This window comes from Streptomyces sp. NPDC102451 (assembly GCF_044765485.1).
In the GTDB taxonomy this organism is placed as follows: Bacteria; Actinomycetota; Actinomycetes; order Streptomycetales; family Streptomycetaceae; genus Streptomyces.
In genome coordinates this window covers 1-13,823 of record NZ_JBIWKD010000011.1, presented here as the reverse complement: position 1 = coordinate 13,823, position 13,823 = coordinate 1, and the positions used below count along the sequence as shown (strand labels likewise).

Below are 13,823 nucleotides of genomic sequence, written 5' to 3'. Positions count from 1 at the left end.
AGGTCGACGCCGTCCACTGCACGCCGGAGCCCGACAAGCGGCTCAGGCTGACGGTCCGTCTCCGTGACGGCACGTCGGTCCGGTGCCGGCTGGACGCTCGCCGCACCGCCCGCCTCAACGAGTGGATCGAGGAGCTGGACTTCGTACTCGCCCGCCACCTCCCGGCGTCGTAGGAGCGGGCCGCCGTCCGGCCTGTCCGCCCCGTCCGCCGTGCCCCCTCCCGAGACGGGTGCCTCAGCCGTGCCAGGAGCGCCACAGCGCCGCGTAGGCGCCGTCCGCGGCGACCAGCTCGTCGTGGCTGCCCAGTTCGGTGATGCGGCCGCTCTCCACGACCGCGATCACGTCCGCGTCGTGCGCCGTGTGCAGCCGGTGGGCGATGGCGATCACCGTACGGCCGTCCAGCACCCGGGCCAGCGAACGCTCCAGGTGCCGGGCCGCCCGCGGGTCGAGCAGCGACGTCGCCTCGTCCAGCACCAGCGTGTGCGGGTCCGCCAGCACCAGCCGGGCCAGGGCGATCTGCTGCGCCTGCGCCGGGGTCAGCGAGAGACTGCCCGAGCCGACCTCGGTGTCCAGGCCCTCGTCCAGAGCCCTGGACCAGCCGTCCGCGTCGACCGCCGCGAGCGAGGCCCACAGCTGCGCGTCGTCGGCGTCCGTACGGGCGAGCAGGAGGTTGTCGCGGAGCGAGCCCACGAACACGTGGTGCTCCTGGTTGACCAGGGCCACATGGCTCCGCACCCGCTCGGCCGTCATCCGGGACAGCTCGGCCCCGCCCAGCGAGACCGAACCCGCCCGGGGGGCGTAGATCCCGGCCAGCAGCCGGCCCAGCGTGGACTTGCCCGCCCCCGACGGACCGACCAGCGCGAGCCGCGTACCGGGGGCGATGTCGAGCGACACCTCGTGCAGGACGTCGACGCCCGCCCGGTAACCGAAGCGCACCTCATCGGCCCGCACCTCCCGCCCGTCGGGACCCACCAGGTCGTCACCGGCGTCCGGCTCGATCTCCCGTACGCCGACGAGCCGGGCCAGCGACACCTGGGCGACCTGCAGCTCGTCGTACCAGCGCAGGATCAGGCCGATCGGGTCCACCATCATCTGCGCCAGCAGCGCCCCCGTCGTCAGCTGCCCCACCGTGAGCCAGCCCTCGATCACGAACCAGCCGCCCAGCAGCAGCACCGCGCCCAGGATCGTGACGTACGTGGCGTTGATGACGGGGAAGAGCACCGAGCGCAGGAAGAGCGTGTACCGCTCCCACGCGGTCCACTCCCGCACGCGCCGGTCCGACTGCGCGACCCGGCGGGCCCCCAGCCGGTGCGACTCCACGGTCCGCCCGGCGTCGACCGTCTCGGCCAGCACCGCGGCGACCGCCGCGTACCCGGCCGCCTCCGAGCGGTACGCCGACGGGGCCCGCCGGAAGTACCAGCGGCAGCCGACGAGCAGCACCGGCAGCGCGACCAGCACCGCGAGGGCCAGCGGCGGGGCGGTGACGGTGAGCGCGCCGATCAGCAGACCCACCCACACCACACCGATCGCCAGCTGCGGCACGGCCTCCCGCATCGCGTTGGCCAGCCGGTCGATGTCCGTCGTGATCCTGGACAGCAGATCCCCGGTACCGGCCCGCTCCAGGACGCCGGGCGGCAGCCCGACCGACCGTACGAGGAAGTCCTCGCGCAGATCGGCGAGCATCTCCTCACCGAGCATCGCCCCGCGCAGCCGCATCGTCCGCGTGAACACGGTCTGCACGACCAGCGCCAGGGCGAACACCGCGGCGGTGCGCTCCAGATGCAGGTCGGCGACCCCGTTCGAGAGGTCCTCGACGAGCCCGCCGAGCAGGTAGGGCCCGGTGATCGACGCGATCACCGCGACCGCGTTGGCCCCGATCAGCAGCGCGAACGGCCTGCGGTGACGCCGCAGCAGGGAACGTACATACGTCCGAACGGTCGTCGGCGTACCGACCGGCAGAGTCGTCGCCGACGTCGGTGCGGCCGGGTCGTACTCCGGTGGTGCCAGGCCGATCATGCTCTCTCCTCGATTTCCTCGACCGTACGGGCCTGCCCGAGGCCTTCGATGGCGGTGATCCCGGCCTGCGCGGCGGCCTCGTCCTCGGTCTCACGGGTGACGACCGCGCGGTACCGCGGTTCGTCCCGCAGCAGTTCCCGGTGCGTGCCCGCCGCCATGACCGTGCCCGCGTGCAGGAGCACGACGCGGTCGGCGAGATCCAGCAGCAGCGGGGACGACGAGAACGCCACCGTCGTCCGGCCCTCCCGCAGCCGCTTCACCCCGGTGGCGACGCGGGCCTCCGTGTGCGAGTCGACGGCGGACGTCGGCTCGTCCAGCACCAGTGCCTCGGGGTCGGTGACCAGCGAGCGGGCCAGCGCGAGCCGCTGCCGCTGGCCACCGGAGAGGGAACGGCCGCGCTCGGTGATCCGGGTGTCCATGGGATCGCCGTCCGCGTCGACGGACGCCTGGGCCAGCGCGTCCAGCACATCGGCGCACTGTGCGGCCGCCAGGGCGTCCTCGGCGGCCACCGCGCCCGACGCGGGCACGTCCAGCAGTTCGCGCAGTGTCCCCGAGAGCAGCACCGGATCCTTGTCCTGCACGAGCACCGCGGTCCGGGCCGAGCCGAGCGGCAGCTCGTCCAGGGCCACACCGCCGAGCAGCACCGAGGGCGCCGGCACGGAGGCGTCATCGACCGGCTCGGCATGGCCGCCGAGCCGGTCCGCGAGCCGGCCCGCCTCGTCGGGGTCACCGCAGACCACGGCGGTGAACAGGCCCCGAGGAGCGAGCAGTCCGGTCACCGGGTCGTACAGGTCACCCTCCGGGACCCGGGCCTCCAGCGTCGACGCCTGATCGCTGCGCTTCAGCGACAGCACCCGGACGGCGCGCTGCGCGGACGGCCGGGAGAAGGAGTACGCCATGGCGATCTCCTCGAAGTGCCGCAGCGGGAAGAGCATCAGCGTCGCCGCGCTGTAGACGGTGACGAGCTGACCGACCTCGATCCGGCCGTCCTGGACCAGCGTGGCCCCGTACCAGACGAGTGCGATCAGCAGCACGCCCGGCAGGAGCACCTGAATCGCGGAGATGAGGGCCCACATCCGCGCGCTGCGCACGGCGGCCTTGCGGACCTCCTGGGAGGCGCGGCGGTAGCGGCCGAGGAACAGTTCCTCGCCGCCGATCCCGCGCAGCACCCGCAGACCCGCCACCGTGTCGGAGGCCAGCTCGGTGGCGTGGCCCGCCTTCTCACGCTGGATGTCTGCCCGCCGGGTGGCCCGGGGGAGGAGCGGCAGGACGGTGAGGGCGAGGGCGGGCACGGCGACCGCGACCAGCACGCCCAGGGACGGCAGGTAGAGGACCAGGCCGACGCAGATCAGGACGAGGGCGAGTGCGGCGGCCGCGAAACGCGACAGCGCCTCGACGAACCAGCCGATCTTCTCGACGTCCCCGGTGGAGACCGCGACGACCTCACCCGCCGCGACCCGCCGCGTCAGCGCCGACCCCAGCTCGGCGGTCTTACGGGCCAGCAGCTGCTGCACCCGGGCCGCCGCGGTGATCCAGTTGGTGACCGCCGTCCGGTGGAGCATGGTGTCGCCCACCGCGATCAGGACCCCGAGCACGACGATGAGCACCCCCGCGAACGCCAGGCCGCGGCCGGAGCGTTCGACGACGGCCTGCACCGCGAGCCCCACGCCGAGCGGGAGCCCCGCGATCGCGCACTGGTGCATCAGGCCCCAGGACAGGGACTTGAGCTGGCCGGTGAGCTGACCGAGGCCCAGCCAGAGGAGGAAACGTGGGCCCGACCTGACATCGGGGTCGCCGGGATCCGAGTACGGAAGATCGCGAATCTGCATGACGTCCCAAGGATCGGAAGGAGCGGAGATCCGCAGGGATCTCGTGGAACAGGAGGGAGCAAACCGTGCAAGGTTCGCTTCCCGCCCCTCTCCGAGGCAAGCGATTTAATCGGCGCGACGGCCGGTTCCGTTCCCGGGACCGCCCCGCCGCCGACGGGGCGGCGGGGCGTCGGCCGTGCCTACTCCGCGGGCTCGGTGGAGTCCATGCCGGAACGGGCCTTCTTCCACTCGCCCCTGGTGAAGTCGGGAATCGGCTGCGGTGCGCCCTTGGCCTTGATGGACAGGTGGCTCAGCGGTACGGGCGCCGTCCAGGTGGCGGCGTCGTACACGTCGAAGTCGGGGGCGAGCCCGAGACGCATGCACTGCATCAGCCGGAAGACCAGCATGTAGTCCATCCCCCCGTGGCCGCCGGGCGGATCGGCGTACTTCTTCCACAGCCAGTGGTCCCACTCGGCGTACGCGCCGAAGTCCGCCCACTCGTCGTTCGAGTGGTCCGGTTCGAGGTAGATCCGCTCGGGGTAGTCCTCGAACACCCCTTTGGTGCCGCCGAGGCTGTTGATCCGTGAGTAGGGGTGAGGCGTCGACACGTCGTGCTCCAGGCGGATCACCCGGCCCTTGGCGGTCTGGACGAGACTGATCGTCCGGTCGCTCTCGATGTAGGTCTCCTTCCAGCTCGGGTCACCCGCGGGCATGTGCTCCTTGCGGTAGGCGGCGAGACCGAGGGAGGGGGAGCCGACACTCGTGATGCTGACCGCGCGGTCGCCGCGGTTGACGTCCATGTAGTTGGCTACCGGACCGAAGCCGTGGTTGGGGTACAGATCCCCTCGCAGCCGGGTGTGCCACAGCCGCCGCCAGGGGCCCTCGTAGTAGTCCGGGTCGAACATCAGGCCGCGCAGGTCGTGGTTGTAGGCGCCCGCCCCGTGCAGCAGATCGCCGAAGAGACCGGCGTGTGCCATCCGCAGGACCCGCATCTCGTTGCGGCCGTAACAGCAGTTCTCCAGCTGCATGCAGTGGCGCCGGGTCCGCTCGGAGAGGTCGACCAGCTCCCAGAGCTGGTCCAGCCGCAGGGCGATCGGACACTCGACACCGACGTGCTTGCCGTTGAGCATGGCCGTCTTCGCCATCTGGAAGTGGAAGTCCCACGGGGTCGCCACATAGACGAAGTCGATGTCTCCGCGTGCGCAGAGATTCTCGTAGTCGTCTTCCCCCTTCGTGTAGACGGCGGGTGCCGGCTGACCCGCGGCCGTCACCTTCGCGGCGGCCCGTTCGGCCTTGTCCTTCACCGGGTCGCAGACGGCGACGACCCGCACCCCGTCGACGGCGAGGAACAGGTCGATCATGCTGCCGCCGCGGTTGCCGAGGCCCACGATGCCCACGCGTACGGTCGAACGCCGGTCGAAGCGGACCCCGGCCATGGTGGCGCCCTTGCGAGCCGGCACCGCCTGGGGGTCGGTGGCCGCGGCGTGTTCAGCGGCCGACGCCGGGCCTGCGCCGAGCGCTCCGAGTCCGAGTCCGGCGCTCGCGGCTCCCACCGCGCCGGCTGTGGTGCGAAGAACGGAACGACGGCTCAGCGAGCCGTCGTCCATGGTCTGCGGGTCCTGCCCCTGGGGGTTCTGGTCCTTTGGTGCGTCGTCATTCATCGGGCCTCCAGAGAGGGGGATTTGACGGTGCGCGTACCGATCCGGGGCCCGTGTGGACAGGGCGGGTCCCCGAACCTCGTCTAGGACCTTGGACGGTGGGGCTGTTCCTACGCAAGGGACGCGATTGGACTCCTGTGTTTAAACCATGGACTTCCATGGGCTTCCGCCCTGCGGGACGTCGGCGACAACAGCCCATGGCACGCCCGCATCGCCGTGCGCGGTCACACGGCCATGCGGGCGTGCCAGGACGGCGGGGCGGAGGAAGCGCGGGCGTGCCAGGACGGCGGGGCAGAGAATGTGCGGGCCTGCCGGGACGGCGGGGCGGAGGAAGCGCGGGAAGGCGGAGCCGGCCCCCGCGTCAGAGCACCGGGCGGGTGGCCCACTCCAGCTCGATCAGCGCCGAGCGGTAGCGGTGGCCGGTGGCCCGGTCCATCCCAATCTCGCACGTCCGGTTCGCCGACAGATAGGCGTCGTACGCACGGGTGTTGACCTCCGCCGCCTCCTTGGCGGTCGCCGAATCGGTGAGTTCCTTGTGGAGCAGGCCTCGGTCGCCCGCGAACCCGCAGCAGCCCGCGTCGTCCGGCACGACGACCTCCTCCGCGCAGGACTCGGCCAGCGTGCGCAGGTGCGCCACATCGCCCAGATGTTCCATCGAGCAGGTGGGGTGCAGCACGGCGGAACCCGTCCTGCGGAACACGGTCAGCGAGGGGAGCAGTTCGTCGGCCGCCCAGACGAGCGAGTCGACGATGGTCAACTCCCGGTGCAGCGCCCGGTTGTCCTCGGTGAGATACGGCACCACCTCGTGTGTCAGACCCAGCGTGCACGACGAGGCGTCGACGACCAGCGGGAGCGCGCCCCCGGCGGTCCAGCCCCAGGCCGCCTCCACGACGCGGTTCGCCATGACCGCGTTGGCGGTGTCGTACCCCTTGGAGTGCCAGATCGTCGCGCAGCAGGTCCCGGCGACGTCCTCGGGGATCCAGACGGGCTTGCCGGCCCGCGCGGAAAGGGAGACGACGGAGTCGGCGAGCGGCAGCGCGCCCTCGTTTTCCGGTCCGGCGAAGATGCGGTTCACACAAGCGGGGTAGTAGACGGCGCTCGCACCCGCCCGAGAGGTGGGCGGAAGCCTGCGAGGGGCGGCGCCGGGGATCTCGGGCAGCCACTCCGGCAGCAGATCCGGACGTACGGCCTTGCGGGCGAGCCGGGTCACGGCTTCCAGCACCCGGTCCCCGGCATGTCGGGTGACGGCGTCGGCCAGGCCCAGGGCGATCCGCGCCGAGGCCTCGACGACCTTGAAGTGCTGTGCGGTCAGAGCCGCGACCCGCTCCTCACGCGGGGAGTGCCGGTGATGACGGAAGTCCTTCATCATGGCTCCGGTGTCGATGCCGACCGGACACGCGAGCTTGCACGTGGAGTCGCCGACGCAGGTGTCCACGGCGTCGTAACCGTAGGCGTCGAGCAGCCCTGCCTCCACCGGGGACCCGCTCGGCTGGCGCATCATCTCGCGGCGCAGCACGATCCTCTGACGCGGCGTCGTGGTGAGGTCCTCGCTGGGGCAGGTCGGCTCGCAGAACCCGCACTCGATGCACGGGTCCGCGACCGGCTCGACCTTGGGGATGGTCTTGAGCCCGCGCAGATGGGCCTTCGGATCCCGGTCGAGGACGATCCGGGGGGCCAGGACCCCGTCCGGGTCGATGGCCTGCTTCGTACGCCACATGAGCTCCGTCGCGGCCGGTCCCCACTCCCGCTCCAGGAAGGGCGCGATGTTGCGGCCGGTGGCGTGCTCCGCCTTCAGTGAACCGTCGAAGCGGTCGACGACGAGCGTGCAGAACTCGTCCATGAACGCGGCGTACCGGTCGACGTCGGCCGGTTCCGCGGCGTCGAAGGCGAGCAGGAAGTGCAGATTCCCGTGCGCCGCATGACCCGCGACAGCGGCGTCGAAGCCATGGACGGCCTGGAGCGTGAGCAGCGCCTCGCAGGCCTCCGAGAGCCGGGACGGCGGAACGGCGAAGTCCTCGGTGATCAGCGTCGTGCCAGAGGGCCGGGAGCCGCCGACGGCGGTGACGAACGCCTTGCGCGCCTTCCAGTACCCCGAGACGGTGGCGGCGTCCCGGGTGAACGCATTGGTGACGGAGACGGCCGGGGTCACCAGATCGAGGTCCGCGACGACCGCGGCCGCCGCCCGCTCGCAGTCGGCGAGCGCGCTCTCGTCCGGGGCACGGAACTCCACCAGGAGCGCCGTCGTCCCCTGCGGCAGCCCTGCCCAGTCGGACGGGACGCCCTCGACGCGCACCGAGGCGCGCAGGGTGTTGCCGTCCATGAGCTCCACCGCGATCGCACCCGCTTCGTTGAACCTGGGCACCGCCGCCGCGGCCGCCGTGAGCGAGGGGAAGAACAGCAGCGCGGAGGAGACATGGCGGTCCAGCGGCAGGGTGTCGAAGACGACCTCGGAGATGAACCCGAAGGTGCCCTCGGAGCCGACCATCAGGCCCCGCAGGATCTCCACCGGTGTCGATCCGTCGAGGAACGCGTCCAGGCGGTAGCCGTTGGTGTTCTTGATTTCGTACTTGGCGCGGATCCGGGCGGTGAGCCGCTCGTCGGCCTCGATCTCTGCCTTGAGTGCCAGCAGCTCGTCGCACAGACGCGGCTCCGCGTGACGCAGCAACGCGTCGGCGTCCTCCTCGGCCGTGTCGACCACCGTGCCGCTCGGCAGGACGAAGGTCAGCGACGAGACCGTACGGTACGAGTTCCTGGTGGTCCCCGCGGTCATCCCCGAGGCGTTGTTCGCCACGACCCCGCCGACGGTGCAGGCGATGGCGCTGGCAGGGTCGGGGCCGAGGATCCGGCCGTGCCGGGCGAGCGTGGCGTTGGCCCGCATGACGGTGGTCCCGGGCCGGATCCGGGCACGGGCCCCGTCGTCCAGGACCTCGATCCCCGTCCAGTGCCGGCGCACGTCGACGAGGATGTCCTCACCCTGCGCCTGGCCGTTGAGACTGGTGCCGGCGGCGCGGAAGACGACCCCGCGGCCGTTGCCGTGCGCGTAGGAGAGGATCGCCGAGATGTCGTCGAGGTCCTCCGGGACCAGCACGACCTGGGGGAGGAAGCGGTAGGGGCTGGCATCGGAGGCGTACCGCACCAGGTCGGAGACCTTCCACAGCACCTTCTCCGGACCGAGCAGAGCGGTCAGGCCGGCCCTCAGCTCCGCCGGGGTTCCCGACGCCTTCCAGCCGGGCACCCGATCGGGGGACGGCGCGCGTCCCGCACGAGGGCGCAGGGCTTCCGGCTTCGGCTCCAGCAGCGGCATGTCAGGGTCCCCTCGACGGTGCGGTGCGGAGGCCGCACCGCGTGCCTCAGCAGCGGCGGCGCTCCGGCATCCCGTCGACCAGAGCGGTGAGCAGCCCGCCGAGCACCTCACGCTGCTCGGCGGTCAATGGAGCCAGGATCTCCTCCGCGGCGGCCTTGCGCGCGTCGCGCATCGAACGGAGCACAGCCCGGCCCTCCTCGGTGATCTCGATACGGACCACCCGGCGGTTGGCCGGATCCGGGGCGCGCCGCACCCGGCCGCTCGCCTCCAGGCCGTCGACCAGGGTGGTCACCGCTCGGGGGACGACGTCCAGGCGCTCGGCCAGATCGGCCATCCGGGGCGGGCCGTCGTAGTGCGCGGTCGTGCGGAGCAGGCGGAACTGGGCCGGAGTGATGCCTATCGGCTCCAGCTGCCGGCTCTGGATGCGCTGGAGGCGGCGGGTGAGCCGCAGCAGCTGCTCGGCGAGCATGCCGTCGGAGTCGGGGGAGTCCATGAGGGAACAATATCAGGACCTTGTTCATTGTGAATAGAGGTAACAATGAGCTAAGCTCTCGAAGTCCGCTCTCCTTCAGCTTCCCGGGCCTCCGTGTCGGCTGTGGCCGGCCGTAGCCGGCAGTCGGACGCACGAACCCATCCGTCGCACGCTCTCGAAGGAGCCCATGAAACCCGACGAACCCACCTGGACACCTCCAGCCGCAGACGCCGGGCAGCCGCCCGCCGAGCTGCGCCGCATCTTCCGGCTCTTCCGGCCCTACCGGGGCAGACTCACCGTGGTCGGACTGCTGGTCGGCGCCTCCTCACTGGTGTCGGTCGCCTCCCCCTTCCTGCTCCGCGAGATCCTGGACACCGCGATCCCGCAGGGGCGCACGGGGCTGCTCACCCTCCTCGCGCTGGGCATGATCCTCACCGCCGTGATGAACAGCGTCTTCGGCGTCCTGCAGACCCTGATCTCCACGACGGTCGGCCAGCGCGTCATGCACGACCTGCGCACCGCCGTCTACACCCAGCTGCAGCGGATGCCGCTCGCCTTCTTCACGCGGACCCGTACGGGTGAGGTCCAGTCCCGCATCGCCAACGACATCGGCGGGATGCAGGCGACGGTCACCTCCACCGCGACCTCCCTGGTCTCCAACCTCACCGCCGTCATCGCCACCGTGGTCGCCATGCTCGCGCTGGACTGGCGGCTCACCGTCGTCTCGCTGCTCCTGCTGCCCGTCTTCGTCTGGATCAGCCGTCGCGTCGGCCGGGAGCGCAAGAGGATCACCACCCAGCGCCAGAAGCAGATGGCCGCGATGGCGGCCACGGTCACCGAATCGCTCTCGGTCAGCGGCATTCTGCTCGGCCGCACCATGGGCCGCTCGGACTCGCTCACCCAGGCCTTCTCCGAGGAATCGGAGCGCCTCGTCGACCTCGAGGTGCGCTCCAGCATGGCGGGACGCTGGAGGATGTCGACCATCGGCATCGTGATGGCCGCCATGCCCGCCGTCATCTACTGGGCGGCGGGCCTCACCCTCCAGTCGGGTGTCACGGCCGTCTCCATCGGCACCCTGGTCGCCTTCGTCTCGCTCCAGCAGGGTCTGTTCCGGCCGGCTGTGAGCCTGCTCTCCACCGGCGTGCAGATGCAGACGTCCCTCGCGCTGTTCGCGCGCATCTTCGAGTACCTCGACCTCGAGGTGGACATCACGGAGCCCGAGAAGCCCGTCCGGCTGGAGAAGATCCGCGGCGAGATCGCCTTCGAGGACGTCACCTTCAGCTACGACGAGAAGAGCGGTCCGACGCTGTGCGGCATCGATGTGACCGTGCCCGCCGGGAACAGCCTGGCCGTCGTCGGCCCCACCGGATCGGGCAAGTCCACGCTCAGCTACCTCGTGCCCCGGCTCTACGACGTCACGGGGGGCCGGGTCACGATCGACGGCGTCGACGTGCGCGACCTGGACTTCGACACCCTCGCCCGGGCCGTCGGCGTGGTCTCCCAGGAGACGTACCTCTTCCACGCCTCGGTCGCCGAGAACCTCCGCTTCGCCAAACCGGACGCCACCGACGAGGAGATCGAGGCCGCGGCCCGCACCGCGCAGATCCACGACCACATCGCCGGGCTGCCCGACGGCTACGACACCCTCGTCGGCGAACGCGGGTACCGGTTCTCGGGCGGCGAGAAGCAACGGCTGGCGATCGCCCGCACGATTCTCCGGGATCCGCCCGTACTGATCCTCGACGAGGCGACCAGCGCCCTCGACACCCGTACGGAACACGCCGTGCAGCAAGCCATCGACGCGTTGTCGAAGGGCCGCACCACGCTCACCATCGCGCACCGGCTCTCCACCGTGCGGGATGCGGACCTGATCGTCGTCCTGGACGACGGCCGTGCGGCCGAGCGCGGCACGCACGAGGAACTGCTCGCACAGGACGGACGCTATGCCGCCCTGATCCGCCGCGACAGCCGTCCGGCCCCCGCACCCGTCTGATGCGCCAGGGTCGGAGGAGCGGGCGGACACACGGCAGCGCCGCCGCTCCCGTGGGACGGGAAGCGGCGGCGCCGTTGTGCAGGGACGGTCAGATGAGCCAACCCACGAAGTGGACGACGCCGGCAAGCAGGTTGGTCAGGAAGTTCATTCGGTGATTCTCCTTGTGCGTGGTGCATCTGTGGGACATGCGCAGTCGCGGTCTGCAGCCCGTTGTGTGCGCTCAGTAATCATCAGCCGCGATGTGGTGCTTGGGCAACCAATCCCGGAACGACCACGCGTTCGAGCGAACATCCGCTCCCGTGTTCGTGTGTTCTCGTGCCGCCCGCAGTCGCTGACGTCAGGTCAGGCCGGCACGCCGTCCAGCAGCCGGGTGACCGAACGGACGGCCGCCCGCCCGGCCCGGTTGGCGCCGATCGTGCTGGCGGACGGCCCGTAACCGACGAGATGGACCCGCGGGTCCCGCACCGCCCGGGTGTTCTCGACGCGTATGCCGCCACCCGGCTCCCGGAGTTTCAGCGGCGCCAGGTGATCCACGGCGGCACGGAAGCCGGTCGCCCAGAGGATCACGTCGGCGTCCACGCTGCGGCCGTCGGCCCAGGCCACCCCGTCCGGCGTGATCCGCTCGAACATCGGGAGCCGGTCGAGGACACCCTGCTCGCGTGCGCGCCGGACGGCGTCGTTGAGCGGCAGCCCGGTCACACTCACCACGCTCTGCGGCGGGAGCCCGAGGCGTACGCGCTCCTCCACCATGGCCACCGCGGCCCGCCCCTGCTCCTCGCCGAACGGGCCCTCCCGGAACATCGGGGGGCGCCGCGTCACCCAGTACGTCTCCGCCGCGACCTCGGCGATCTCCATCAGGTGCTGGGTGCCCGAAGCGCCACCGCCGACCACGACCACCCGAAGGCCGGCGAACTCCGCGGGCCCGGGATAGTTCGCGGTGTGCAACTGCCGCCCCCGGAAGGTCTCCTGACCCGGATAGCGCGGCCAGAACGGCCGGTCCCAGGTGCCGGTGGCATTGATCAGCGCACGCGTGGCATACGTACCCTCGGAGGTCTCGACGAGCAGCCGGCCGCCCTCACCCTCCCGCACGGCGCTCACCTCGACCGGCCGGTGCACCCGCAGACCGAAGCGCCGCTCGTACGCGTCGAAGTACGCGCCGATCACCTCGGACGAAGGGCGGCTGCCGTCCGCACCCGTCAGCTCCATGCCGGGCAGCGCGTGCATGCCGTGCACCTTGCCGTAGGTGAGCGAGGGCCAGCGGAACTGCCAGGCGCCGCCGGGCCCGGGCGCATGATCCAGCACGACGAAGTCCCGGCCGGGCCCGAGGCCGGCGCGCACCAGGTGATAGGCGGCCGACAGCCCGGCCTGCCCGGCGCCGATGACGACCACGTCCGGCTCATTCACTCCGAAGTTGTTCACGCTTCTACCAACCCTGGGGGCGTCCTGGATCTTCCCGGATCTTCCCGGAGCGCGCTACGTCCCGGCGGCGGGAGAATGGGGCCATGTCCGACACCTTTGCCACGCACGTGCTGAGCCTCACCACGGGACGGACCGAAACGGTCATGGACCTGACGGAGGACTGCGCGCAGTTCCTCACGCGCACCGCCCACGGGAGGGACGGCCTGCTCAACGTCTTCGTCCCCCATGCCACCGCGGGGATCGCGATCCTGGAGACCGGAGCCGGCAGCGACGAGGACCTCCTCACCGCCCTGCAGACCCTGCTCCCCGCCGACGACCGCTGGCGCCACCGCCACGGCAGCCCCGGCCACGGCCGCGACCACGTACTCCCGGCACTGGTGCCACCGCACGCGACGTTGCCGGTGATCGGGGGGAGGCTGGAACTGGGGACGTGGCAGTCCGTGTGCCTGGTGGACACGAACATTGCTAAAGACAACCGTCAGGTTCGTCTGAGCTTCCTGGGCTGACCAAGACCGCCCCAGGGGTCGTGCCGCCGATTCTCCGTACCATGCGTGCGCGAACGGAGAGAATCTTGCACGGTACGACCCCACATGCGATCGAACGTCCCTACGACGGATGCGGTAAATGCCTGCTCGGCGTGCGGCGACTGTCGCGCGTGAAGCTGGCGACGTCGTCCCCTGAGCGTCAGCGGGAGAACGTCCTCACGGCCGCAGCGTCCGTTGGCGCGCACATCATCGGCTGGGCCGACGACTGGGAGGTCTCGGGCGCCACCGACCCCGTGTCCCGTCCGAAGTTGGGCCCCTGGCTGCGTGACGAGAGGGGCCCTTACGACGGTCTCGTCGCGGCCGCCGTGGACCGGCTGGGCCGCAACGTCGTCGACTGCCTGAACACCGGATACAAGGAGTCTTTTCCATCTTGATCAGGTGGCGAGTTCGAGGGCGACGACGGCTCGGACGACGAGGGTGATCCGGGTGGTGCTGCAGCGGAGTTTCCGCAGGAGCCGCCAGGACTTGAGGATGGTCATGGCGCGCTCGCCGAGGCTGCGGATCTTGGTGTGATCGCGGTTGTGACGTCGGCGCCAGCCGCGCAGGTGCTTGCCCCGGATCGGGACACGGATCGCAGGGCCGGCACCCTGATACGCCTTGTCGGCCCA

The 13,823-nt window shown here is 71.1% G+C and carries 10 protein-coding genes; 3 read left to right on the top strand and 7 right to left on the bottom strand.

Annotated features, from left to right (window positions below; translation table 11 throughout):
• Positions 1-234: 234 nt before the first annotated feature.
• The 5 genes from ACIRD8_RS23435 to ACIRD8_RS23415 all read right to left on the bottom strand — a co-directional run bounded on the left by ACIRD8_RS23435 (position 235) and on the right by ACIRD8_RS23415 (position 9,279).
• Complete coding sequence (locus ACIRD8_RS23435; RefSeq protein ID WP_403994744.1) at positions 235-2,016, bottom strand: ABC transporter ATP-binding protein; 1,782 nt, start codon at positions 2,014-2,016, stop codon at positions 235-237.
• Complete coding sequence (locus tag ACIRD8_RS23430; RefSeq protein WP_403994741.1) at positions 2,013-3,845, bottom strand: ABC transporter transmembrane domain-containing protein; 1,833 nt, start codon at positions 3,843-3,845, stop codon at positions 2,013-2,015. The genes ACIRD8_RS23435 and ACIRD8_RS23430 overlap by 4 nt, the downstream gene beginning before the upstream one ends.
• A 179-nt stretch (positions 3,846-4,024) precedes the next feature.
• A complete protein-coding gene (locus ACIRD8_RS23425) occupies positions 4,025-5,485 on the bottom strand; it encodes a Gfo/Idh/MocA family protein (RefSeq protein WP_403994738.1) in 1,461 nt (486 codons plus the stop codon).
• A 358-nt stretch (positions 5,486-5,843) separates the two neighbouring features.
• On the bottom strand, positions 5,844-8,786 hold the full coding sequence (locus tag ACIRD8_RS23420) for an FAD-binding and (Fe-S)-binding domain-containing protein (RefSeq protein WP_403994736.1): 2,943 nt from the start codon (positions 8,784-8,786) through the stop codon (positions 5,844-5,846).
• Positions 8,787-8,832: 46 nt separating this feature from the next.
• On the bottom strand, positions 8,833-9,279 hold the full coding sequence (locus tag ACIRD8_RS23415; protein WP_403994733.1) for a MarR family winged helix-turn-helix transcriptional regulator: 447 nt from the start codon (positions 9,277-9,279) through the stop codon (positions 8,833-8,835).
• A 166-nt stretch (positions 9,280-9,445) separates the two neighbouring features.
• Here ACIRD8_RS23415 and ACIRD8_RS23410 point away from each other — a divergent pair, with 166 nt between their 5' ends.
• Complete coding sequence (locus ACIRD8_RS23410) at positions 9,446-11,251, top strand: ABC transporter ATP-binding protein (RefSeq protein ID WP_403994730.1); 1,806 nt, start codon at positions 9,446-9,448, stop codon at positions 11,249-11,251.
• 342 nt (positions 11,252-11,593) lie between these two features.
• Here the strand turns inward: ACIRD8_RS23410 and ACIRD8_RS23405 are convergent, their stop codons facing one another.
• Complete coding sequence (locus tag ACIRD8_RS23405; protein WP_403995329.1) at positions 11,594-12,655, bottom strand: NAD(P)-binding domain-containing protein; 1,062 nt, start codon at positions 12,653-12,655, stop codon at positions 11,594-11,596.
• Positions 12,656-12,753: 98 nt separating this feature from the next.
• On the opposite strand from ACIRD8_RS23405, the gene ACIRD8_RS23400 reads away from it, so the two are divergent.
• On the top strand, positions 12,754-13,176 hold the full coding sequence (locus ACIRD8_RS23400) for a secondary thiamine-phosphate synthase enzyme YjbQ (RefSeq protein WP_403994727.1): 423 nt from the start codon (positions 12,754-12,756) through the stop codon (positions 13,174-13,176).
• A gap of 149 nt (positions 13,177-13,325) precedes the next feature.
• Positions 13,326-13,589, top strand: a complete 264-nt coding sequence (locus ACIRD8_RS23395; protein ID WP_403994724.1) for a recombinase family protein — start codon at positions 13,326-13,328, stop codon at positions 13,587-13,589.
• Here ACIRD8_RS23395 and ACIRD8_RS23390 read toward each other — a convergent pair.
• A partial coding sequence (locus ACIRD8_RS23390; protein WP_403994721.1) for a transposase family protein occupies positions 13,590-13,823 on the bottom strand: 234 nt, incomplete at its 5' end.

What these genes read in the sequence shown, in the direction of transcription:
- ACIRD8_RS23425 (WP_403994738.1), bottom strand. Translation starts at nt 5,485, where the DNA reads ATGAATGACGACGCACCAAAGGACCAGAACCCCCAGGGGCAGGACCCG.
- ACIRD8_RS23400 (WP_403994727.1), top strand. Translation starts at nt 12,754, where the DNA reads ATGTCCGACACCTTTGCCACGCACGTGCTGAGCCTCACCACGGGACGG.
- ACIRD8_RS23410 (WP_403994730.1), top strand. Translation starts at nt 9,446, where the DNA reads ATGAAACCCGACGAACCCACCTGGACACCTCCAGCCGCAGACGCCGGG.
- ACIRD8_RS23435 (WP_403994744.1), bottom strand. Translation starts at nt 2,016, where the DNA reads ATGATCGGCCTGGCACCACCGGAGTACGACCCGGCCGCACCGACGTCG.
- ACIRD8_RS23420 (WP_403994736.1), bottom strand. Translation starts at nt 8,786, where the DNA reads ATGCCGCTGCTGGAGCCGAAGCCGGAAGCCCTGCGCCCTCGTGCGGGA.
- ACIRD8_RS23415 (WP_403994733.1), bottom strand. Translation starts at nt 9,279, where the DNA reads ATGGACTCCCCCGACTCCGACGGCATGCTCGCCGAGCAGCTGCTGCGG.
- ACIRD8_RS23430 (WP_403994741.1), bottom strand. Translation starts at nt 3,845, where the DNA reads ATGCAGATTCGCGATCTTCCGTACTCGGATCCCGGCGACCCCGATGTC.